The 22,546-nt window shown below is 73.2% G+C and carries 19 protein-coding genes; 10 read left to right on the top strand and 9 right to left on the bottom strand.

The window, feature by feature from the left end:
• Window positions 1-53 precede the first annotated feature (53 nt).
• Window positions 54-1,892, top strand: coding sequence for a class I poly(R)-hydroxyalkanoic acid synthase (locus tag JJQ90_RS03145; protein WP_216872983.1), 1,839 nt, complete (start codon window positions 54-56; stop codon window positions 1,890-1,892).
• 22 nt (window positions 1,893-1,914) lie between these two features.
• Here the strand turns inward: JJQ90_RS03145 and JJQ90_RS03150 are convergent, their stop codons facing one another.
• The 6 genes from JJQ90_RS03150 to JJQ90_RS03175 form a co-directional block, all read right to left on the bottom strand.
• Window positions 1,915-2,553, bottom strand: a complete 639-nt coding sequence (locus tag JJQ90_RS03150; protein WP_216872984.1) for a hypothetical protein — start codon at window positions 2,551-2,553, stop codon at window positions 1,915-1,917.
• 34 nt (window positions 2,554-2,587) lie between these two features.
• On the bottom strand, window positions 2,588-3,766 hold the full coding sequence (locus JJQ90_RS03155) for an aminotransferase class V-fold PLP-dependent enzyme (RefSeq protein WP_216872985.1): 1,179 nt from the start codon (window positions 3,764-3,766) through the stop codon (window positions 2,588-2,590).
• Window positions 3,763-5,277: a glycerol kinase GlpK gene (glpK, locus tag JJQ90_RS03160; RefSeq protein WP_216873749.1), complete on the bottom strand. Its 1,515-nt coding sequence runs from the start codon at window positions 5,275-5,277 to the stop codon at window positions 3,763-3,765. Before glpK ends, JJQ90_RS03155 begins: the two co-directional genes overlap by 4 nt.
• A complete protein-coding gene (locus JJQ90_RS03165; protein ID WP_216872986.1) occupies window positions 5,277-6,335 on the bottom strand; it encodes a hypothetical protein in 1,059 nt (352 codons plus the stop codon). Before JJQ90_RS03165 ends, glpK begins: the two co-directional genes overlap by 1 nt.
• A 28-nt stretch (window positions 6,336-6,363) precedes the next feature.
• Complete coding sequence (locus tag JJQ90_RS03170) at window positions 6,364-7,377, bottom strand: hypothetical protein (RefSeq protein ID WP_216872987.1); 1,014 nt, start codon at window positions 7,375-7,377, stop codon at window positions 6,364-6,366.
• 94 nt (window positions 7,378-7,471) lie between these two features.
• Window positions 7,472-9,265 carry a hypothetical protein gene (locus JJQ90_RS03175; protein ID WP_216872988.1) on the bottom strand — a complete coding sequence of 598 codons (1,794 nt, stop codon included), beginning with the start codon at window positions 9,263-9,265 and terminating at the stop codon, window positions 7,472-7,474.
• 128 nt (window positions 9,266-9,393) lie between these two features.
• Between JJQ90_RS03175 and JJQ90_RS03180 the strand changes: the two genes are divergently transcribed.
• The 5 genes from JJQ90_RS03180 (at window position 9,394) to JJQ90_RS03195 (ending at window position 14,408) form a co-directional block, all read left to right on the top strand.
• Window positions 9,394-11,622 carry a hypothetical protein gene (locus JJQ90_RS03180; RefSeq protein WP_216872989.1) on the top strand — a complete coding sequence of 743 codons (2,229 nt, stop codon included), beginning with the start codon at window positions 9,394-9,396 and terminating at the stop codon, window positions 11,620-11,622.
• Entirely contained in the window at window positions 11,619-12,116 is a 498-nt protein-coding gene (locus tag JJQ90_RS03185; protein WP_230410317.1) for a glutathione S-transferase family protein, read from the top strand. The genes JJQ90_RS03180 and JJQ90_RS03185 overlap by 4 nt, the downstream gene beginning before the upstream one ends.
• A complete protein-coding gene (locus JJQ90_RS27700; RefSeq protein ID WP_329959354.1) occupies window positions 12,077-12,310 on the top strand; it encodes a glutathione S-transferase family protein in 234 nt (77 codons plus the stop codon). Before JJQ90_RS03185 ends, JJQ90_RS27700 begins: the two co-directional genes overlap by 40 nt.
• Window positions 12,311-12,519: 209 nt before the next feature.
• Window positions 12,520-13,176, top strand: a complete 657-nt coding sequence (locus JJQ90_RS03190; RefSeq protein ID WP_216872990.1) for a DUF1028 domain-containing protein — start codon at window positions 12,520-12,522, stop codon at window positions 13,174-13,176.
• 56 nt (window positions 13,177-13,232) lie between these two features.
• Window positions 13,233-14,408, top strand: coding sequence for a M20 aminoacylase family protein (locus tag JJQ90_RS03195; RefSeq protein WP_216872991.1), 1,176 nt, complete (start codon window positions 13,233-13,235; stop codon window positions 14,406-14,408).
• 40 nt (window positions 14,409-14,448) lie between these two features.
• Here the strand turns inward: JJQ90_RS03195 and moaB are convergent, their stop codons facing one another.
• The 3 genes from moaB to JJQ90_RS03210 form a co-directional block, all read right to left on the bottom strand.
• Complete coding sequence (moaB, locus tag JJQ90_RS03200; protein ID WP_216872992.1) at window positions 14,449-14,988, bottom strand: molybdenum cofactor biosynthesis protein B; 540 nt, start codon at window positions 14,986-14,988, stop codon at window positions 14,449-14,451.
• Window positions 14,989-15,007: 19 nt separating this feature from the next.
• Window positions 15,008-16,573 carry a lytic transglycosylase domain-containing protein gene (locus JJQ90_RS03205; RefSeq protein WP_230410318.1) on the bottom strand — a complete coding sequence of 522 codons (1,566 nt, stop codon included), beginning with the start codon at window positions 16,571-16,573 and terminating at the stop codon, window positions 15,008-15,010.
• A 366-nt stretch (window positions 16,574-16,939) separates the two neighbouring features.
• Window positions 16,940-17,737: a uracil-DNA glycosylase gene (locus JJQ90_RS03210; RefSeq protein WP_216872994.1), complete on the bottom strand. Its 798-nt coding sequence runs from the start codon at window positions 17,735-17,737 to the stop codon at window positions 16,940-16,942.
• A 99-nt stretch (window positions 17,738-17,836) separates the two neighbouring features.
• Between JJQ90_RS03210 and JJQ90_RS03215 the strand changes: the two genes are divergently transcribed.
• The 4 genes from JJQ90_RS03215 (at window position 17,837) to JJQ90_RS03230 (ending at window position 22,494) form a co-directional block, all read left to right on the top strand.
• Window positions 17,837-19,489, top strand: a complete 1,653-nt coding sequence (locus JJQ90_RS03215; RefSeq protein ID WP_230410319.1) for an electron transfer flavoprotein-ubiquinone oxidoreductase — start codon at window positions 17,837-17,839, stop codon at window positions 19,487-19,489.
• Between the two features lie 103 nt (window positions 19,490-19,592).
• Window positions 19,593-21,029 (top strand): hypothetical protein, encoded by a 1,437-nt coding sequence (locus tag JJQ90_RS03220; protein WP_216872995.1) that lies wholly within the window; start codon window positions 19,593-19,595, stop codon window positions 21,027-21,029.
• A 312-nt stretch (window positions 21,030-21,341) separates the two neighbouring features.
• Window positions 21,342-21,812 (top strand): GlcG/HbpS family heme-binding protein, encoded by a 471-nt coding sequence (locus JJQ90_RS03225; protein WP_216872996.1) that lies wholly within the window; start codon window positions 21,342-21,344, stop codon window positions 21,810-21,812.
• Window positions 21,813-21,885: 73 nt separating this feature from the next.
• Window positions 21,886-22,494 carry a glutathione S-transferase family protein gene (locus JJQ90_RS03230; RefSeq protein WP_216872997.1) on the top strand — a complete coding sequence of 203 codons (609 nt, stop codon included), beginning with the start codon at window positions 21,886-21,888 and terminating at the stop codon, window positions 22,492-22,494.
• Window positions 22,495-22,546 lie beyond the last annotated feature (52 nt).

The following is a 22,546-nucleotide window of genomic DNA, read 5'->3' on the forward strand; positions in this document are numbered from 1 at the left end:
CGGCGGGAAGAGTCACCCGAGCAGCCGGGCCGGGATGGGCTTTTGGGGGGCGCATGGCGCAACAGGATGGTTCGAAGCCGGGTTCCGGGGCTCCGGAGGCCGGCGACAAGGGCGCGGCCGCCAGCTTCCGCCTGCCCGACCCGGCGCTGGTCTCCCGCACCATGGCGGATGTGGCGGAACGCGGGCAGCGCATCGTCGGCGATTTCCTGAAGCGCCAGTCCGATGGCGCCCCCGCGGCCGGCCCCGATCCCCTGCATATCGGCAGCGCCTTCCTCGACATGACGACGCGGCTGATGGCCAATCCGGCGCGGCTGATGCAGGCGCAGATCGGCTTCTGGCAGGACTACCTGACGCTCTGGCAGAACACCGCCCGGCGCATGATGGGCGAGACCTCCGCCCCCGTGATCGAGGAAACCAAGGGCGACAAGCGCTTCAAGGACGAGGCGTGGCGGGAGAATGAGGTCTTCGACTTCATCCGCCAGTCCTACCTGCTCTCGGCCCGCTACTTCACCAATGTGGTGCAGGGGGCGGAGGGGCTGGACAACAAGACGGCCCAGAAGGTGGATTTCTACACCCGGCAATTCGTCGATGCGATGAGCCCTTCGAACTTCCTGATGACCAATCCGGAAGTGCTGCGCCGCACTGCGGAGACGGGCGGGGAGAACCTGCTGAAGGGCCTGTCCAACCTGCTGGCCGACCTGGAGCGCGGCAAGGGCAACCTGCGCATCCGCATGACCGACGACAGCAAGTTCAAGGTCGGCGAGAACATCGCGGTCACCCCCGGCAAGGTGGTGTTCCGCAATGACCTGATGGAGCTGATCCAGTACACGCCGACCACCGAGAAGGTCCTGAAGCGCCCGCTGCTGATCCTGCCGCCCTGGATCAACAAGTTCTACATCCTCGACCTGCGCCCGAAGAACAGCCTGATCCGCTGGGCGGTGGAGCAGGGCCATACCGTCTTCGTCGTCTCCTGGGTCAATCCGGACGAGAACCTCGCGGAGAAGGGGTTCGAGGACTACATGCGCGAAGGCCCCTATGCGGCGCTCGACGCGATCGAGGCCGCGACCGGGGAGAAGGCGGTCAATGCCATCGGCTATTGCCTGGGCGGCACGCTGCTGGCTTCCACCCTGGCGCATATGGCCGCCAAGAAGGACACGCGGATCAAATCCGCCACCTATTTCGTCACCATGACGGATTTCGAGGAGGCCGGGGAACTCGGCGTCTTCATCGACGAGGAACAGCTTCTGGGCATCGAGGAGAAGATGTCGAAGAAGGGCTTCCTCGAAGGGCGGGAGATGGCGACCACCTTCAACATGCTGCGCGCCAACGACCTGATCTGGTCCTTCGTGGTCAACAACTACCTGATGGGGCAGGAGCCGTTTCCCTTCGACCTGCTCTACTGGAACGACGATTCCACGCGCATGCCGGCGAAGATGCACAGCTTCTACCTGCGCCGCATGTACCAGCAGAACGACCTGGTGAAGCCGGGTACCATCGAGCTGGCCGGGGTGAAGCTCGACCTGCGCAGGATCAAGGTGCCGAGCTACCTGATCTCGACGCGGGAGGATCATATCGCGCCGTGGAAATCCACCTATCGCGCCACCCAGATCTATGGCGGCAAGACCCGCTTCGTCCTCGCCGCCTCCGGCCATATCGCCGGCGTGGTGAACCCGCCGGATTCGGGCAAATACAGCCACTGGGTGAATACCAGCCTGCCACCCGATCCGGATGACTGGTTCAAGGGCGCGACGGAGCTCGCCGGGTCCTGGTGGCCGGACTGGCAGCGCTGGGTCACGGCCATCGACAAGGAGATGGTGCCCGCCCGCCAGCCCGCCGATGCCGGGCTGGGCGATGCCCCCGGCAGCTATGTGCGGGTGCAGGCGAAGGATTAGTGATGGGCGCTGAGGGAATCCCTCAGCGCGGCCCGATGCCCAGCCCCCGCCCCGGCTCCGGATCCACCCAGCCGGAATGCGGGTCGAGCGCGCCGGTCAGGCCCCAGACCCGGCTGCGCGCCAGCCGCTCCACCTCATCCCGCGCCAGCGAGGTGGCGATGCGCCCCTGCGGCAGCGGGCCGGGGCGGGTCAGCAGCGCCAGGCTCTCCGCCCCGCCCGGCTCGAACAATTCGGCGCGCAGGGCCGCGGCGGCAGCCGCCCGGTCATCGCGCCGCAGCGCCAGATGCGCGGCGGCCAGCGCCCGCACGACCGCATCCGGATCGGCGCCGGCGCGGATGCCGAGCGCCGCGCGGCCTTCCAGCCTCGCCCCGCGCAGCTCGAACAACACGCCGGAGGGCAATGGCGCCCAGCGCAGGTCGCGCTGGAACTCCACCGTCATCAGTTCCACCTGCGCCGCCGCCCGCGCCATGGCGGCGGGGTTGTTGGACAGCGACCGCCCACCATCGGCATAGGCCAGCGCCGCCTGCCCCACCGCATCCCGCAGCGGGTCGGCATTGCCCGCTCCCAGCACGGCGGGGATGCGGGCGGAGGGCGGCGGGGCGCGCAGCTCGGCGCAACCGGCCAGCGCCAGGATCGAAAGCGCCATCAGCGCAGGCCGCATGAAAGGGATCTCCCGGCGTGTCACGGCCCCGAGCTTAACCGGCTTTGCCGGCAGAGGCGAAGGCTGACGCCAGGGCCTGCCCCAGCGCCATCAGGTCATCCTCCACCAGCGCCGCGGGATGCACCACCAGAACACCCTCCCGCATCCGGCCCTGGTTCAGATGCACCCGCCGGGCGCGCAGCAGCGCCTCCATCCGCGCCGCCTGGGCGGGATCGGCGCAGCGGATCAGCAGCAGCGGCGTGGCGCCGGGGGTGATCTCGGCGGGCGTGTCGCCCATCGCCGCCCGCACCGCCTCCAACCGCGCCTGCATCCGCGCCCGGCGGGGCGCATCGCCCTCCGCCTGGAAGCGCCGCAGCGCCACCAGCAGCCCCACCACCTCCTCCTTCCCCGCCTTGCAGGACCGGCCGATGCCGTGGCGCGGCAGGAAGGGCAGCGCCTGGTTGCCGGCGAATTCGGCGGGCAGGCGGAACTGGCCCTCCGGCACATCCAGGTCGAGCATCTGAAGCAGCGCGCTGGCCACCAGGTCCCGCCGCCCGGCCAGGATGCCACTCGCCTGCGGCCCGCCGATCGCCTTTCCACCGGAAAAGGCGACGAGATCGGCCCCGGCATCGAGGAAGCCGCGCAGATGGGCCAAGGGCGGCAATTGCGCCGCCGCATCCACCAGCACCGGCACCCCGGCGGCATGGGCCAGGCGCACGACCTCCGCCAGCGGCGGTTCCGACCAATCTTGGGCGACCCAGAACACCGCCGCCGTCTGCGGCCCGATCGCCGCCGCCAGCTCCGCCGCCGAGGCGTCCCGCACCCCGGCGCCCGAGAAACGGTCCGGGATGCCGACCTCCACGATCCGCCCGCCGGCCACTTCCAGCGCCCGGTCGTACATGTTGCGCTGGCTGCGGGCCATGACGAAGTCCCGCCGGGGTCCCGCCGCCGGCAGCGCGTTCATCGCCCGCGGATCGAGCCCCGCCAGGCAGGCGGCTGCGCCGAGCAGCAGGGCGGCGGAGGCGCCGCCGGTGACGATTCCGGCCTCCGCCCCCGTCGCGTCGCTGATCTCCCGGCAGGCGGCGGCCTGGACCTCCAGCATGTCGAGGCAGACGGCGGAGGCCTCCGCCATCGCCGCCACCACCTCCGGCGCCATGATGCCGCCGGACAGGCGGGTGACGGTGCCGGCGGCGTTGATGATGCGGGTCAGGCCGAGGGCTGCGAGCGCGCTCATCGCGTCAGCACCCGCCGCACCGCATCCTGCCAGCCGGCATGGCGGCGGTCGGCCTCGGCACGCGGCATGGCGGGGTGGAAGCGGCGGTCCAGCCGCCAATGCGCCACCGCCGGGCCGGGCGGCGGCAACAGCCCGGCCTGGAGCCCGGCCAGGTAGGCGGCGCCCAGCGCCGTGGTCTCCTGCACCTCCGGCCGGTCCACCGGCGCGCCCAAAAGGTCGGCCAGGGCCTGCATGGCGTAGTCGGAGGCGGTCATGCCGCCATCCACCCGCAGGGTGGTCATGGGAACAGCTTCCCGAAGCACGGTGGTCCCCGCCGCGCCCCAATCGGCCTGCATCGCCTCCACCAGGTCGCGGGTCTGGAAGGCCACCGCCTCCAGCGCCGCGCGGCAGATCTCGGCGGGGCCGGTGTTGCGGGTCAGGCCGAGGATGGCGCCGCGCGCCTCCGCATCCCAATGCGGCGCGCCGAGGCCGGTGAAGGCCGGCACGAAATAGACCGGCTGGGCGGGGTCGGCCCGCGCCGCCAGCGCCCCGCTCTCGGCGGCGTCCTTGATGATGCCGAGGCCATCGCGCAGCCATTGCACCGCGGCGCCCGCGATGAAGATGGCGCCTTCCAGCGCATAGGTCCGCCGCCCGTCCAACTGCCAGGCCAGCGTCGTCAGCAGCCGGTTCTTCGAGGGCACGGCGGTGTCGCCGGTGTTCAGCAGCAGAAAGCAGCCGGTGCCATAGGTGGATTTCACCATGCCCGGCGCGAAACAGGCCTGGCCGAGCATCGCCGCATGCTGGTCCCCCGCCATGCCGCGCACCGGCACGGCGGCACCGAGCAGCCCCGGTTCGGTCATGCCGAATTCGGCGGCATTGTCCCGCACCTCCGGCAGCAGGGCGGCGGGGATGCCGAACAGCTTCAGCAAATCGCCGTCCCAGCAGCCACGCCGGATGTCGAACAGCATGGTCCGCGCCGCATTGGTCGCATCCGTCGCATGCACCCGCCCGCCCGTCAGCCGCCATAGAAGAAAGCTGTCGACGGTGCCGAAGGCGAGGTCGCCGCGTTCCGCCGCCGCCCGCGCGCCGCCCACATTGTCCAGCAGCCAGGCGAGCTTGGTGGCGGAGAAATAGGGGTCCGGCAGCAGCCCACTGCGCTCCGCGATCAGCGGCGCCGCGCCCTCCGCCGCCAGCCGGGCGCAATGGGCGGCGGTGCGGCGGTCCTGCCAGACGATGGCGCGGTGGACGGCCCGGCCGCTGCGGCGGTCCCAGAGCAGGGTCGTCTCGCGCTGGTTGGTGATGCCGATCCCGGCCAGCGCCTGCGGCCCCACGCCAGCCTGGGCCAGCGCATCGCGCATCGTCGCCAGCGTGGCCGCCCAAATTTCCTCCGGCTCGTGCTCCACCCAGCCGGGGGCGGGGAAGTGCTGGGCCAGGGGCCGCTGGGCGCTGGCCAGCGGCGTCAGATCCGGCCCGTGCAGGATGCTGCGGGTGGAGGTGGTGCCCTGGTCGATGGCCAGCAGCAGGTCCTTCATCACGCCGGGTCCTCCTCCGCATCCTCCGGATCGCGCAGCACCAGCCAGAAGGCGAAGCCCGTGGCCAGCAGCGGCGCGACCAGCGCAGCATGCGCGGCCAGCTCCGGCGCCGCCAGGGTCAGCAGCGGCCCGAGCCCCGCCGACAGCACGGCCAGCAGCAGCGCCGACAGGATCGCCGGCCCCGGCGCCGGACGGCCCAGCAGCACCGCCTGGAGCGCGGCGAAGGCGGGCAGGAAGCCGGCGCCGATCAGCGCCATCTGATAGAGCGCCAGCGATTCCGGCATCACGATCCCGGCCCCGGCCGGCGCGCCCCCCAGCAGCAGGCCGAGCGCCACCGCCAGCGCCTGCACCACCAGCAGCCCGCTGGCCAGGCCGAAGGGCGGCAGCGACCGGGCGAGCGCCACCAGCACCAGGCCGGGCAATGCCACCAGCAGCGGCAGGGTCAGCGCCATCACCGGCCCGCCGGACAGCAGCGCGACCAGCGGCGCGGCCACCACCGCCAGAGCCAATGCCAGCCCGCAGGCCGCCGGCCCGGCCAGGGCCTTCGGCCTGATACGCGCCGCGGCGGCCGGCACGGCGGCCAGGAAGCCGGCCAGCGCCGCCCCCGCCGCCAGCCCCCACAGCGCCCCCGCCACCCCGCCGAGCCCGAAGGCCAGCCCGCCGGCCAGCAGCAGCCCGGCGCCGATCCCCGGCAGCGGCGACAGGCCCAGCCCGGCCGCCACGCCAAGCCCGCCCCAGAGCATGGCCAGGGCCGCCGCCGCCACCGCCGCCGGCAACGCCTGCCGCACCGGCATCACCTCCTCCAGGTGGAACAGCAGGAAGCCGAGCAGCAGCGTGGCCCCGGCCGCGAGGCCGAGCGGCGCCGCCACCACGCCGCGCAGCGCCGCCAGCACCGCCGCCGGCGCCCCCAGCAGCAGGGACAGGCCGACCAGCGTCAGCAGCAGCAGGAATCCCTCCTCCGCGCCGGCCAGCCGCAGCAGGCCGAGCCCGACCAGCATGGCGAGCGCCGGCCCCAGCCAGGCGCCGGCCACCAGTGCCCCGGCGGCGCCCTGGATCATTCGCCCCCCGCTCATCGCTGGGCCCCGCTCATCGCTGAGTCGCCGAAAGCCAGAGCCGCCAGGCGCCGGCCTCGGGCCCGGTGGCGCCTCGCCGCGACGCATGCTCCAGCGCCGGTCGCCAGCGCTGCACCAGGGCTTCCAGCGCCGCGAAATCGCGGGCGCGGAACAGGCATTCCGCCAGCCAGGCGAGCCTCGCCTCCCCCGCCGCCCCGCGCATCACCGCCGCGTCCAGCGCCAGCCGGGCCGCCGGCAGGTCGCCCAGCGCCAGCAAGGCGCGGCCCAGCGCCGCCTCGGCCTCGGCATCGCCGGCCGGGCCGGCCGATTCGGCCAGCGCCTGCCACAGCCCGGCCGCCTCGGCCCTGGCGGCATCGGCGGCGGCCGGCTCCAGCAGGCCGGACAGGGCGGCGCGGTCCAGCGCCCGGGCCAGCGCCCGCTGTGTCGCCAGACCCTCCGCCCCCGCGGCGCCGCGCGCGGCGGCGTGCAGCACCTCCGCCCGGTCCAGCAGGCGTTGTTCCACCGCGGGGCGCAGCGCCTCCGCCCGCGCCCGCACCGCCGGGTCGGGATCGCCGAGCGCCAGGCGCAGCAGGGCCGCGCCGGCCGGGCGGGCGGGATCGGCGGCGATGTCCAGCGCCCGCGCCTTCTGCCCGGCATGGCCCCAGCGCAGCACATCGGCCAGCGATTCCAGCAGCAGCCCATCCGGCAGCGTGCCCGGCCGCGCCGTGGCCAGAGCCTCCAGCCGCGCATCCAGCGGATCCTCCGGCAGCGGCGGCACCGCGGCGCGCAGCCGGCGCGGCATGCCCAGCGCCAGGGCGGCCAGGGCGCCGAGCACCGCCAGCGGGCCGAGCCCCGGCAGCAGCGCCAACAGCAGCCGGGCCACCGCGCCGGACCAGCCCTCCTCCGGCAGGATCGGGCGGATCAGCGGCAGAGCGAGGCAGCAGGCCAGATGCAGCGCCAGCGCCGCGCCCCACCAGCCCAGGCCGAGCAGCAGCGCCACCACGGCCTGCGTCAGCGTCAGCCCGACCAGCAGGGGGGCGAGCCCCATCGCCTCCCCCGGCCGCAGCGCGCGAACGCCCCGCCGTTCCGATGCGGGGCGCGCGGCGCCGCGGCGTTGGCTCCGGCGTCGTTCCACCACCGGGCTAGCGGCCATGCAGCCCCGCCGATTGCCAGCCGCCGCCACGCAGCCCATGCAGCAGCGCCACCCCCACGACCACCTGCGCCGTGGCACCCGGCGCCCGCGCCGCGAGCAGGGCGCGCAGCCGGGTCGCGGCGATCTCCGCCCCGGCCACGGCGGTGCCGGGCAGCAGGATGGACAGGCGCCGATCCTCCATCCGCGCCTCCAGCAGCAGGTCGGAGCCACGGAAGGCCTCCGCCATCGCCGCCCGCGTCGCCTCCAGTGCCGCCGCCGCGCGCGGCCCGGCGGGGATTTCGGCGGAGAGCAGCGCCAGGTCGAAGCCGAGCCGGCGGGCAAGGCCGGTCATCACCGTGATGGCACGCCCGGCCTCCTCCCCCGGCACCATCAGCCCGCCGGCCGTGGCGGGACCCTGGAGGCCGGCGATGCCGCCGGCGGATTCGGAAGCCTCCCGCGCCCGCGCCTCGGCCAGGGCGCCGCCGATCCAGCCGGCCGCCGCTTCCAGCGCCGCGATGGTATCCAGGCCGAAGTCCTGGAAGCCGATCTCCTCGATCTTCACCATGCCGAGCAGCAGCCCGTCCCAGGGCGAGAGCACCGGCGCGGCCAGCACCCCCTCCTCCCCCAGGGCCAGCCGGTCGGCGAGGCGGGTGGCGACAAGGGCACCGCGGCCCTGGCGGATGGCATCGGTCAGCGGCCCGGGCAGCAAAGTGTGGGACAGGGGCGCGCCCTGCGGCCAGCCCTCGGCGGCGACGAGGTGCAGGGTGCGGTCCTCGGCCAGCCAGAAGGAACAGGCGGTGCAGCCGGTCGCCGCGCGCAGCAGGCCGGTGGCGCCGCGGATCACCCCTTCCGTCCCCTGGCCCATGATGCGGGCGGCCTGGAAGATGGCGGTGCCCGCCTGCAGGCGGCCGTTCAGCCGCCCCTCCAGCTCCAGCATCCGTTCGGCCAGGCGCTGATTGGCCTCGGCGATGGCCGCGCGATCCTCGGCGGCGGCGGCCGCGGCGGCTTCGGCGGCGGCGAGGCGGCGGCGGCGCAGATCGGTCATGGCGCCGATCGCCGCCGCAATCAGCGGCCAGACCAGTGGCAGCACCCAGGCCCCGGTGGTCCAGGCGCTGGCGGTGACAGCCAGGCCCAGGCGCAGCACGCCGGCCGCCGCCGCCACCAGGACACCGGGCAGCATGCCGTAGCGGGCCGCGACATAGAGCACCGGCAGCATGAAGGGCGAGGCCGGCCAGTGCGAGAAGCCGGTGCCGCCGGTCACCAGCCGGTCGACCAGCGCCAGCAGCAGGAGCGCGCCAAAGCCCTCCACCAGCGCGCGCAATGGCAGGGGCAGCGGCGGCATTCCGGCCAGCGGCAGGCTGGGCAGCGGCGGGGCCGGTGGCGGCACGGGGCGCGGCGCGGCGGAGTCGGGTAGCGCCGCCTCAGCTTCTGGGGGTTCCGCCAAGGCTGGTTCGGCTGGCGCGGGCTCCGGCAGCGCCCGCAACCGCGCCACGGCCGCCTCCGCCGAGCGTGCACGGCGCCAGGGCCAGGGGAAGCGCCGCCGCGGGGTGGGGGCCGGTTCAGGGGGAAGCGGTGCGGCGGGGATTGGCGTGGCGGCGGTCGCCCAGGGGGCGGCCCAGGGGTCCTCGACGGACGCATCCGCCGGGCGCGGCGCCTCGACCGCCTCGGCGATGCCGGGCGGCGTGGCGGCTTCCGGCCGCGCCGGCGCAGGTGACGGCTGACGCGGCTCCGCCGGGGGCACTCCACCACCCTGCGGCGTCACGACGACGCGGCGACGCCCCGAGGAGGCCATCGGCATCTTCACGCGCGAATCCCTGAACCTGCCATCGCCTCCGATCCACGAGCCGCGTCCAGCAATATCGACAGCGGCGGCATCGCGCCAGGGTTCGCCCCTGGCGGGCCGGCGAGGACACCGCTACCTGTTGCCGGGCGATGTCCTTCACCGCCATCCCCGCCGCGCCCGCCCCCCCCTCGCCTGCCTTGGGCTGGCTGCTGCCCGGCATGGCCCCGGCGCAGCGCTTCGGGCTGGCCTTCGCGCTCGCCGCCAGCGCCGCCCTGGCCACCGCCAGCTTCCTGCCGCCACCCGCCGCGCCGGCCAGCGGCCTGGCCGATTCGACCCGGCCGGCGACCGACCGCACCGCCGCCAGCCTGGAACGCGCCGTCGCCGCCAATCCGGAGGACCCCGCGCCGCTGCGCCGCCTGGCCGCCTATCTGCGCGCCGGCCACCGCCCGCATCAGCTCGCCCAGGTCCTGGAACGGCTGCATGCCCTGACCGGGGACGCCCCATCGCTGCGGGAAGCGATGCAGCTGCACAGCGAGCTCGGCGACGCTGCCGCCGCCCGCCGCGCCCTGGACCGGCTTTCCGCCCTCGGCGCCATCAGCCAGGTGGAGGCCCTGCGCCTGGCGACCCTGCGGCTGGAGGACGGTGATGCCGCCGGCGCCTTCGCCGGGCTGCTCGCGGCGCTGGAGCGCATGCCGACGCCGGAGATCGCCCTGCGCGCCATGCGGACCGCGACCCGGCTGCCGGACCCGGCGATGGCGATGCGACCGATGGGCGCGCTGCTGGCCGAGGCCGCGCCCGACCTGATGGAGGCGCTGCGCCGCGTCCTGCTGAGCGAGGGCCGCCCCGACCTCGCGCTGTTCCTGCTGGAGGGCCTGCCCGCCGCGGCGCAGAACCGCCCCGACACCGCCCTGCTGCTGGCCCAGGCTGAATCCCGCGCCGGCTGGGGCGGCGCCGCGCTGGCCCGGCTGCTGGCGCTGCGCGCGACCGAAGGGCTGCCGCCCGGCGGCGGCGCGCTGCTGATCGAGCTGGCGCTGGCGCATGACCAGTTGGAGGAGGCCTTCGCCGTCGCCGCCCTGCTGCCGCCCGAGGCCTGGCCGGCGGCGCTGCCGGCCCAGTTGCGGGAGGCCGCGGCCGACCAGCTGGAACTGCTCGCGCAGATCGACCCGCAGCGCCTCCTCAGCCGGCCGGCGCTGGCGGCGGAGCTGGCGCTGGCCCGCGGCGACCGCGCCCTCGCCCGCCGCCTGGCGCAGCAGGCGCTGGACCTGCCGCCGGATTCGGTGGAGGGCGCACGAGGCCTCGCCTTCGTGCTGCGCGAACTCGGCCAGGACCAGGCGGCGCATGAACGGCTGCGGCGCGCCATCGAGGCGGGCGAATCCGGGCCGCGCAACCTGCGGCTTTTCGCCGAACTCGCCGCCCGCCCGCCACGCCGCGCCGCCGCGCTGCCGCTGCTGGAACGGCTGCGCGACGGCGGGCCGGTGGCCGGGGAGACCTGGCTGCGGCTGGCCCTGGCGGAGGGGCGCACGGCGGATGCCACGCGCTTCCTGGCCGGCGGCGGCACCGCCTCCGCCACCGCGCTGGCCTCCACCCTGACCCTGGCGGCCCAGGGCCGGCAGGCGGCTCTGGCGGAGGCCGCCGCCACGGCGCTGCGCGCCCTGCCGGCACTGCCGGAGGGCTGGACCACGGAGGAAGTGTCGGTGACGGTCGGCCTCGCCCGGCCGCTGAACGGCAACAGCCTGGCCGCGGCGCTCAACCTGCTGGCCTGGACCACCGACGTCGCCGCCAGCGACCGCGTGGTGCTGCTGCTGGCCGCGGCGCCAGAGGTGACGGGGGCCGCGGCCTTCCTCGGCGCCGGGCAGCACCCGGCGCTGGGCTCCCTGCTGCGTGGCGCGGCGGAACCGAATGAGGCCGGCACGGCGCGGCTCGCCTTGGTCTCCGTGCTGGCGCCGGCCCAGGCCGTGGCGCTGCTGCGGGCGCGCACGGCGGAGGATCCGGACCGCTTCGGCCCCGGCCTGGTGCTGGCGCTGCTGCGCGGCCAGGGCGTGGCGGAGGGCGAGCGGGCGCTGCGCGCCCTGCTGCCACGCCTGCCGCGCCAGGGCCGGGAACAGGCGCTGTTCCTGGTGCTGGCGGCGGCGCCGCAGGATGCGCGGCCGATGCTGCGCGGCGTGGCGGAGGAGACGCTCGGCCGCAACTGGTCGCTGCGCTACGAGGCGATGCTGGAATCCCGCGGCCGCCGGGCCGAATTGCTGGCCGCGCTGCGCGCCCGCGCGGCGCAAGGCGACGAGGCGGAGCGGCAGGAGATCGCGCTGCGGCTGACCGAGCTGGGCGATACGGAGGGCGCCGCCGCGGTCCGGCGCGGCGAGCTGGAGGAGGTTCCATGACCCTGCGGATGTACGACCTGGCCGGCGCCGATCCGGCGCGGCGCTTCAGCCCCTATTGCTGGCGGGTGAAGCTGGCGCTGGCGGCCAAGGGCCTGCCGGTGGAGACCATCCCCTGGCGCTTCTCCGAACGCGCCGCCATCGCCGCGCATGGGGCGGAGAAGGTGCCGGTCCTGCTGGATGGCGACCGCGTGGTCACCGAAAGCCTGGCGATCGCGGAGTATCTGGAGGCCACCTATCACGACCAGCCCAGCCTGTTCGGCGGCCCGGGCGGCCTGGCCCTGGCGCGCTTCGTCAATGCCTGGGCGGATGCGGTGGTGAATGCGGGCCTGGTGAAGCTGGTGGTGGCGGATATCGTGCAGGTGCTGCATGCCGACGACACCGCCTATTTCCGCCAGAGCCGGGAGGCACGCTTCGGCATGCCGCTGGAGGCGGTGCAGGCGGATCGGACCGGCAGGTGGAAGCCTTCCGCCGCGACCTGCATCCGCTGCGCATGATGCTGCGCGGCCAGGACTTCCTGGGCGGTGCGGCGCCGTCCCAGGCGGATGCCATCGTCTTCGGCGGCTTCCAATGGGCGCGCTGCGTCAGCCCCTTCCGGCTGCTGGCAGCGGATGACCCGGTGGAGGCCTGGCGGCAGCGGATGCTGGACGCGCATGGCGGCCTGGCGCGGCAGGCGCCCGGCTTCGATTGATGGAAAACCCCGGTGATCGTGACCGATCACCACCTCAATCGCCGGCGCCGGCATCCGCCGGCTTGGCTACGCGCCACTTGGCGCGGCGGCCATTCGGCCGCTCGCCCGCCTTCGGCGGGCGCAGGTTCCAGTCAGCGGATCGGGTATGACATCTGGCCTGCGGCGCCGGGGCATGGCCTGATGGCGGATCGAACGCTGACCGAGGCCTGATGACCTTCTCCCTGATCGCGCGCTGCGCCCGTACCGGCCAGTTCGGCGCCGCCGCCACCACCTCCTCCCTCGCCGTCGGTGCCCGGGTGCATGCGGTGGCGCCGGGCCTCGGCGCGGTGCTGACGCAGCATCGCACCGACCCCCGCCTCGGCCCGCGCGGCCTCGGCCTGCTGCGCTCCGGCTGCACGGCGGAACAGACGGTGGCGGCGCTGGTCGCCTCCACCCCCGACCATGGCTGGCGGCAATTGGCGGCGATCGATGCGGAAGGCCGCACCGCGCATTTCCACGGCCGGCATGTGAAGCGCGAATTCGGCGCGGCGCATGGGCCGGATGTGGTGGCGATCGGCAATATCCTTTCGAGTGACCAGGTGCCGGCGGCGATGGTGGCAGGCTTCCTCGCCGATCCCGGCCTGCCTCTGGCCGAGCGTCTGGTGCGGGGGCTGGAGGCCGGGGAGGCGGCGGGCGGCGAACATGGCGAGGTCCGCTCCGCCAGCCTGCTGGTCTACGGCCCACACGACTTCGCTTTGGTCGATCTGCGCGCCGATGGCCATGCGCAACCCATCCCGGCGCTGCGCGCGCTGTGGGAGGAATACGCGCCGCTGGTCGAGGCCTATGTCGTGCGCGTGCTGAATCCCGACGACGCCATCGCCCTCTGAACACGTCATCCACCAGGCATCCCGCCACCCATCCGTCTCCGAAAGGTCCCGAGAAAATGCCGATCAACAACAGGATCGCGGCGATGCAGCCGGAGATGGAGGTCTGGCGCCGCGACCTGCACCAGCATCCCGAACTGCGCTTCGAGGAGCATCGCACCGCCGCGCAGGTCGCGAAGCTGCTGACCTCCTGGGGGATCGAGGTGCATACCGGCATCGCCACCACCGGCGTGGTCGGCGTGCTGCGCGGCCAAGGGGGATCAGGGCGGAGCATCGGCCTGCGCGCCGACATGGATGCGCTGCCGATGACGGAGGCGACGGGCCTGCCGCATGCCTCCACCACGCCGGGCGTCATGCATGCCTGTGGCCATGACGGGCACACCACCATGCTGCTGGGCGCGGCCAAGTACCTGGCGGAGACGCGCAACTTCGACGGCACGGTGCATTTCATCTTCCAGCCGGCGGAGGAAGGCGGCGGCGGGGCGCGGGTGATGATGGAGGAAGGCCTGTTCACGCGCTTCCCCTGCGACAGCGTCTACGGCATGCACAACGACCCCTCCCTTCCATTGGGCGAGGCGGATATTCGCGACGATGTGATGATGGCGGCGGCCGACGTGTTCTTCATCACGGTGCGCGGCAGGGGCGGCCATGCGGCGCGGCCGCATGGCGGCATCGACCCGATCATGGTCGGCGCGCAGATCCTGGGCGCGATCCAGACCATCGTCGCGCGGCGGGTCGATCCGCTGGAATCGGCGGTGATCTCCACCACGCAGTTCCATGCCGGCACGGCGCAGAACATCATCCCGGACGAGGCGAAGCTGTCCGGCACCGTGCGCACGCTGAACCCCGCCGTGCAGGACCTGGTGGAGGCCAGCATGCGACGGGTGGTGGAGGCGACGGCGGCGGCGCATGACGCGGTGGCGGAGTTCACCTATCAGCGCGGCTACCCGCCCACCATCAACCATGCCGAACAGGCGCGGCTGGCGGCCGACATCTGCACGCGGCTGCTCGGCGAGGGCAAGGTGCGGCGCGACATGCCGCCGGTGATGGGGGCGGAGGATTTCTCCTACATGCTGCTGGAGAAGCCCGGCGCCTATATCAAGCTGGGCCAGGCCGCCGGCGCCAAGGGCCGCGCGCCGGTGCATACCGTGCAATACGACTTCAACGACGACCTGCTGCCGATCGGCGCCAGCTTCTTCGCCGGCATCGTGGAGCAGGAGTTGCGGCGCGGCTGAGGCGCGGGGAGGCCCTCTCCCCAGGGAGTAGGGCCAGCCTTCAGGCGGCGCGCAGGTGTTCCTGCAGCCGCGGCATCAGCTCCACCAGGTTGCAGGGCCGGAAGCGGGCATCGAGCTGATGCACCAGGATGTCGTCCCAGGCATCCTTGCAGGCGCCGGTGCTGCCGGGCAGCGCGAAGAGATAGGTGCCGCCCGCCACCCCGCCGATGGCGCGAGACTGGATGGTGGAGGTGCCGATCTTCGCATAGCTCAGCATGCGGAACAGCTCGCCGAACCCGGTGATCTCCTTCTCCAGCACGCGCGCAAAAGCCTCCGGCGTTACGTCCCGGCCGGTGATGCCGGTGCCGCCGGTGGTGATGACGCAGTCCACCTGCGGGTCGGCGATCCAGGCGCGAAGCTGTGCCTCGATCAGCCCCGCCTCGTCGCGCAGGATGGCGCGCGCGGCCAGCACATGGCCGGCGGCCTCGATGCGCTGGACCAGCGTATCCCCGCTGCGGTCGGAGGCGAGGTCCCTGGTGTCGGAGACGGTGAGCACCGCGATGCGCACCGGCAGGAATTTGCGTGACTCGTCGATCGGCATGGCGATCACCCCTGATTACTCAGCGGGAGACTAGCATCGCCGCGACCGCTGGCGTCCCCTGGAACTGGGGGAACCGCCCCGTGGCCAGCGCATCGAGCGAGGGCGAGGGCAGGCCGAGCCTTGCGGCGTAGATCCAGGAATAGGCCAGCACCCGCTGCACGAAGACGCGCGTTTCACCCACCGGGATGCTCTCGATGAACAGGAAGGGGTCGGTGCGGTGCCGCACCGCCGGCAGCCAGCGGGAGAGGTTGCCGGGGCCGTTGTTATAGGCCGCCAGCAGCCGGATCAGGTCGCCATCCACCTGCCCCATCCGGGCCAGGTAATGCACATAGCGCTGCCCCACCTCCAGCGAGAAGCCCGGGTCGTGCAGCCGCGCCACATTGGCCCCGCGCAGGCTGCTGTCGCCGGTCACATAGCTGGCGGTGGCCGGCATGATCTGCAGGATGCCGCGCGCCCCGGCCGGGGAAACGGCACGCGGATCGAAATTCGATTCCTGCCGCGCCAATGCGTAGAGCAGCGCCGGATCGATGCGGAAGCCGTGCATCGGCTCCAGCCGCGGCAGCGGGAAGCGGGCGAAGTCGCGCGGCCGCCCATCGGCCGATTGCGACAGGGTGGCGAGCTGGGAGGCGAGCTCCGACATGTTGGACTGGGACGCGACGAGCAGCATGGCGCGCACCACGCCGGCATTGCCCTGCACCCGCGGCCACAAGGCACGCAGTTCCGCCTCCGCCCGCGCCGGCTGGCCGATCTGGAGCAGGGCCAGGGCGCGCCAGCCGGCGGCGGTCTCCGCCATCGCGGCGGCTTCCCCCTCCCCGGCCAGTTCGCTTTGCCAGGCGAAGCCCATCGGCAGGCCGAGGGCGCGGCGGGCGACCAGGCCGTAGAAGGTGCGCGGTTCCTGCGCCGCCTGCATCATCCAGGGCACATAGGCCTGGGGCCGGCGGGCGCGCACGGCGGCGCGGGCGGTCCAGAAGGCGGCGGCGGCGCGGGTCGCCGGGGCGGCGATCTCGGACCGCGCGGCGTGTTCGAAATAGGCCAGGGCGGATTCCGGCCGGTTCAGCGCCCAGGCGGCCAGGCCGGCGATATAGCCCGGAAAGGCGCTGCCGCCGGATTCACGGGCGGCGGCGGAGGCGATGCGGAAGGCTTCCTCATCCTTCCCCTGCTGGAACAGGATCTGCGCGACTTCCGCCCGCAGCAGCGCCGCATAGGCGCCGCTGGCGCGGCTGCGTTCGATCTGGACCAGGGCGGCTTCCGCATCGTCCCGCGCCCTGTCGCGCACCGAACGGTCCAGGCTGGGGTTGCGGCTGATGCGGCGGGTCGGCGGCTCGCGCTCCTCCGGCACCTCCTCGGCGCCATCGGCCAGGCGGTCCTCCCGCGGTGGGGCGGGCAGGGCCATGCCGGCGGGGGCGCGGCGGACCAGGATGGCATGGATGGCGGGGGCATCCGGATGGTCGGCATAGTCGGTCAACCAGGCCACCACCTGCGGCAGCGGCGGCTCCACCCCCGGGCGCAGCCAGCGATCGGCCAGCACATGGCCGAGCAGGCGGCGGTCTTCCAGCCGTTCCGTCTCGCGCGCCGCGGCCGGCATCTCGTTCCTGGCATGCAGGTCGAAGATATGCCGAAGGCGCGCCGCATCGGATGGCGCTAGGGGTTGCGGGAACCCGGCGGCCCGGCCCTGCGATGCAGGGCGTGGGACGCTCATGGCGGTCTGGTCGACCCGTTGCGCGACGGCAGGTGCCTGAACCCCCAGCGTCAACGTCGTCCCCAGAAGCAGCAGCCGGAAGGCTGCGGAAAATGGAGAACGCCGGGCCATTTGGCAGAGCGCTTGCATGGCGGGCCACCCGTAAGGCGTGGCGTGATCGGCTGACAACCCCTGAATCTGAAGACAATTAAAGTTTTTAAGACGCTACTTGGTGAATCAGTCCGTTACCGCATTTTGTTAAGGCATTATTTTTCAGCCGCTTGCGACATCACCATCCAGTGTGCGTCGCAACAATACCAGGTCCATCCAGGCTTCCCGCTTCGCGGCCGGGCTGCGCAGCAGATAGGCGGGGTGCAGGGTGGGCAGGGCCGGCAGCTTCCCCTCCCCGGTCTCCATCTGGTGCCAGCGGCCGCGCAGCCGGGTGATGCCTTCCTTCGCCCGCAGCAGCGACTTGGCCGGGGTGCCGCCCAGCAGCACGATATGGCGCGGCCGCACCAGGGCGATGTGACGCAGCAGGAAGGGCAGGAACAGCGTGATCTCGCCATCCGTCGGCGTGCGGTTGCCGGGCGGGCGCCAGGGCAGGATGTTGGTCAGGTAGAAATTCCGCGACCGCTCCAGCCCGATGCTGGCCATCATCCGGTCGAGCAACTGGCCCGAAAGGCCGACGAAGGGCCGGCCGAGCCGGTCCTCATCGGCGCCCGGCGCCTCCCCGATCATCATCAGACCGCTTTCGGCCACGCCATCGGCGAAGACCAGGTTGGTGGCGGTGTCGCGCAGCGGGCTGTCGGTCTCGGCGATGGCCTGGCGCAGCGCCGCCAGATCCTGGGCGGCGGCGGCCCGGCTGCCGGCGGCCAGGACCGCGGGAGGCAGGCCGGGCGGCAGGGGTGCTGCCGGCGCGGCGCGGATCGCCGGCTGCGCCAGTTCGGGCGGGGGCGCCGCAACCGGGACAGGTGCGGGCGCGCGGAATCGGTCGATGGGCGCGTCTTCCAGCGCCTCATCCACCCCCCAATCCAGCTGCAGCCGCAGCGCGGCCAGCAGTTCCTCGCGCATTCCTGCCTGCATGGGGGCGATATCGGGCCGCTTCGGGGTTCCGCGCAATGGGCAGCAACGCTACATGCGGGGTCTGTTGGAACGCCGAAGGAACAGCGCATGTCCGGTGACGTGGCCGAAGCCCGGGAGAGCATGGAATTCGATGTGCTGGTGGTGGGCGGTGGCCCTGCCGGCCTCGCCGCCGCCATCCGGCTGAAACAGGCGCGCCCCGACACCAATGTCTGCCTGGTGGAGAAGGGCGGCGAGATCGGCGCCCATATCCTGTCCGGCGCCGTGCTCGAACCCCGCGCGATGGATGAGCTGTTCCCGGATTGGCGCGACGATCCGCCGGCGCTCGCCACCCCGGTGACCGACGACCGCTTCATGCTGCTGACCGAGTCGCGCGGCTTCAAGCTGCCGACCCCGCCGCAGATGCACAATGAGGGCAACTACGTCGTCTCCCTCGGCAATGTCTGCCGCTGGCTCGGCGCCAAGGCCGAGGCGCTGGGAGTCGAGATCTATCCGGGCTTCGCCGCCTCCCACACCCTCATCGAGGATGGGCAGGTGAAGGGCGTGGTGGCGGGCGTCGCCGGCATCCTGAAGGATGGCAGCAAGGGTCCGGCCTATGAGCCGGGGATGGAACTGCGCGCCACCTACACCGTCTTCGCCGAGGGCTGCCGCGGCAGCCTGACCAAGAAGCTGTTCGAGACCTTCGGCCTGCGGGAAGGCGTGGCGCCGCAGACCTTCGGGCTCGGCATGAAGGAACTTTGGGAAATCCCCAAGGACAAGCACAAGCCGGGGCTGGTGTGGCATTCCACCGGCTGGCCGCTGTCCTCCGACACCTATGGCGGGTCCTGGCTGTACATGTTCGGCGAGAACCTGGTCTCGGTCGGCTTCGTGGTCGGGCTGGACTATCCGAATCCCTGGCTCTCCCCCTTCGACGAATTCCAGCGCTTCAAGACCCATCCGACGGTGCGCGGCTTCCTGGAAGGCGGCAAGCGCATCAGCTACGGCGCCCGGGCGCTGAATGAGGGTGGGCTACAGGCCGTGCCGAAGCTGGTCTTCCCGGGCGGCATGCTGGTGGGCGACACCGCCGGCTTCCTGAACGTGCCGAAGATCAAGGGCACCCACACCGCGATGAAGTCCGGCATGGTCGCCGCGGAGGCCATCGCCGCCGCTTTGGACGGGGAGGCTCCGCCGGCGGTGCTGGACGCCTATCCGACGGCGCTGCAGGCAAGCTGGGTCTGGTCCGAACTGTCCGGCGTGCGCAACATCCGCCCCGGCTTCGCGAAATACGGCTTCTGGGGCGGCATGGCCGCCGCCGCGCTGGATACCTATGTGCTGCGCGGCAAGGCGCCCTGGACCTGGAGCCACCATGCCGACCACGAGACGCTGAAGCCGGCGGCGGAGGCGAAGAAGATCGCCTATCCGAAGCCGGATGGCGTGCTGACCTTCGACCGGCTGTCCTCCGTGTTCCTGTCCAACACGAACCATGAGGAACACCAGCCCAGCCATCTGGTGCTGCGCGACCCCGCGGCCTGGAAGGGCACGAACTGGGAAAAATTTGCCTCGCCCGAAAGCCGCTACTGCCCCGCGGCGGTCTATGAGGCGGTGGGCGCCGAGGCCGGGAATGGCGAGGGCGAGATGCATCTGGTCATCAATTCGCAGAACTGCGTCCATTGCAAAACCTGCGACATCAAGGACCCGCTGCAGAACATCGACTGGAAGGCGCCCGAAGGCGGCGGCGGCCCCGCCTATATCGGCGGCATGTAGAAGCCACTCCAGGCCTGGACCCGGCATGGTCGCAATGCCGCGCGGCGAGGGGGTGCGGGCCGTGCCGCCGGCCATGACGCTTCGGCGCCCGCGGCGGCGCCCGATGCGCCCGCTGGCCGCGCTGCTGCTCGCCCTGCCGGTGCTGGGGGTGGCGGTGGCGGCCGACCTGGCGCAGCCGGTCGCCCCCGCCGCGGGGCTCCTGACCCTGGCGCTGGCGCTGCTGCTGGGGCTCGGCCTGCCGCTGCGACGGGTGGTGCCGCGCCTCGCCCAGGCCGCCGCCCTGCTGCTGCCCGTCTTCGCCTTGCTGGCCCTGGCCGAGGCGGCCGTCGCGGGGCCGCGCGGGCTGCTCGCACTCTGGCTGCCTTCGGTCACCCCCTGGCAGGACCGGCATCTCGGCACCATGCCCGATCCGCCCTGGGAGGCGGCACGGCTGCGCCTGGCCCTGTCGCAGCCCTGGCCACAGCCACGCCCCTACCCCGCCTCGGCCGATGAATTCCTGTTCAATGCGCTGCTGCGCGATGGCCGTGGCGATCGTGCCGGTGCCGCCGCCGATCTGGCGGAGGCGCTGCGCAGGGCGGCGGAACCGCGCCCGGATGCGCTGCTGCTGCATGGCGCGCTGATGCGCTGGCCGCAGTCGAGGCCGGTGCTGGAGGCAGCCGCCCTCCCCCCCGGCACCGCCGCCCGGCTCGCAGCGTTGCGCGCGCCCGACCTGTCGGCGCTGCTGCCGGAGGATCCGCTGGCCCAGGCAGCGCAGGCGCATGCGCTGATCGCCGCCACCCTGCCGCAGGGGCCGACCATCGCCACCGCCGCCCGCATCGTCCCGGTGCTGGCGGAATTTGCCGATCCGGACCGCTTCGCCACCTTCGCCGCGACCTTCCTCGACCCTCGCCGTGCCGAGGCGCTGCGCCAGGGCGTGGCGACGCTCGACTGGGTAGGGGAGATGGCGGCGCGGCGGCTGTCGGTGAACACCCTGGCCCCGCCGCCCGGCGCGCCGGGCCAGCCCCTGCTGATCCCCATCATCGTGCCGGAGCCGGCGCGGGCGGTGCAGCTTTGGGATGGGACGGATTGGGCGGAGGTGCCGCAGGCGCCCGGCGACCCCGCGCCAACCCTGCGCCAGCCCCGCCCCTTCCGACCCAATACGCTGCGCCTGCGCTATCTGGACCGGGACGGGCAGGCCTCGGCGGAGGTCGTGGCACAGATCGACCCGGCGACGGCGATCCGGGCGGCGGCGCGGCAGGCGCTGCAGCGCCAGGGCGTCTTCACCCTGTACCAGCCCGGCTTCCTCAGCCCCGGCCAGCTCAACCCCCTGCCCATCGCCGGCCCCTTCCGCGCCGCCCTGACCGCCATCACCTGGCGGGTGGAGCCGGGGGGGGAGCCCGTGACGGTGCCCGTCGGCGTGCCGGATGCGGCGCTGCTGGCCGGCGACCCGCCACGCATCCTGGTGGAGTTCACCGTGCCGGAGGAAGCGCGGCTGCTGCACCTGACCGCCCAGCTCGCGGAGGGCGGCGCGATCGGCCCGGTCGTGCTGCCGATCCGCTAGCTGGATCGCGTGATTCAGCCCTCGGGTGCCTTCGCACCTGCGGCCATCACGCTCCAGTACCAGCGGGCCGGTCTCTTGACCGGTCCGAGCGGCCGAATGGCCGCCGCCGCAAGTGCGGCGAAGCCAAGGAAACCGGAGGTTTCCGCCCGGCGATTGAGGGGCCCTGGAGCGGTCACGCGGAAGGGCCGTGGGTATATCCGCGTGATTCAGCCCTTCGGTGCCTTCGCACCTGCGGCCATCACGCGCTGCCCCCTTCCCGAGCCGGCCGGTTGCGGGCAGAGGAACAGCCTGACTTTCTTGGAGCGAAACCCCATGACCCATGCCGCCCCCGGTGGATTCCAGCACGGCATCACCGCCGAAGCCGCCCGCATCATCCTCGACGCCACCCTGGCGAAGGGGCGTGAACTCGGCCTCGCCCCGCTGACCGTGGTGGTGCTGGATGCCGGCGGCCAGTTGAAGGCCGCGCTGAAGGAGGATGGCAGCAGCCTGCTGCGCCCCGACATCGCCTGGGGCAAGGCCTATGGCGCCATGGCGCTGGGCTTCGGGTCCCGCGAGCTGGCGCGGCGCAGCCAGTCCATGTCCGGCTTCATGAACGCGCTGTCCGACCTGGCCGGGGGCCGCGCCGTGCCGGTGCCGGGCGGCGTGCTGGTGCGCGCGGCGGATGGCGCCGTGCTGGGCGCGGTCGGCGTCTCCGGCGACCTGTCGGACAAGGACGAGATCTGCGCCGTGGCCGGCATCAAGGCGGCCGGGCTGATCTCCGATACCGGCGACGCCCCCGCCTGATCTATCGGCCCTGATTGCCGCGCCAGCGGTTGCGGGGCAGATTTGTCCCGCAACCGCACGAGAATCGAACAACATGCTCCGCATCCACGGTATCGCCCGCAGCCGCGCCTTCCGCTGCATCTGGGCGGCGGAGGAGGCCGGCCTGGCCTATGAGGTGGTGCCGGTCGGCTTCGGCCCCGGGCTGCGCGACGCCATGGCGCCGGTCAACCCGAATGGGAAGATCCCGGCGCTGGAGGATGGCGGGCTCATGCTGTTCGAGAGCCTGGCGATCAACCTGCATCTCGGCGCCAAGGCCGGCGCGCCGCTGATGCCGGCCGGCGATGATGGCTCGCGCGTGCTGCAATGGACGCTCTGGGCCGCGACCGAGGCCGAGCCCAATGCCATGCAATGGGCCTACAACACCTTCATCCGCCCGCCCGAGCAGCGCGACGCGGCCCTGGCCGCCGCCGGCGCCGCCGCGCTGGCGCAAAGGCTGGAGGTGCTGGAGGCGCATCTGGCGCAGGGCGGCCCCTGGCTGCTGGGCGCCACCTTCACCATGGCGGATTGCAACCTGGCCAGCGTGCTCTACGGCGCCTGGGCCAATGGCTTCGACCTCGGCCCCTTCCCGAAGGTGAAGGCCTGGCTGGATGCGGCCCTGAACCGCCCGGCGGCGCTGGCGGCCCGGAAGCAGCGGGAGGGGTGAGGTCGAAGGGTGAGGGCGTTCCGCATCCTGGCCCCCCTCACCCATCCTCTCC

The sequence above is a fragment of the Falsiroseomonas oleicola genome, from assembly GCF_019029495.1.
GTDB classification, from domain to species: domain Bacteria; phylum Pseudomonadota; class Alphaproteobacteria; order Acetobacterales; family Acetobacteraceae; genus Falsiroseomonas; species Falsiroseomonas oleicola.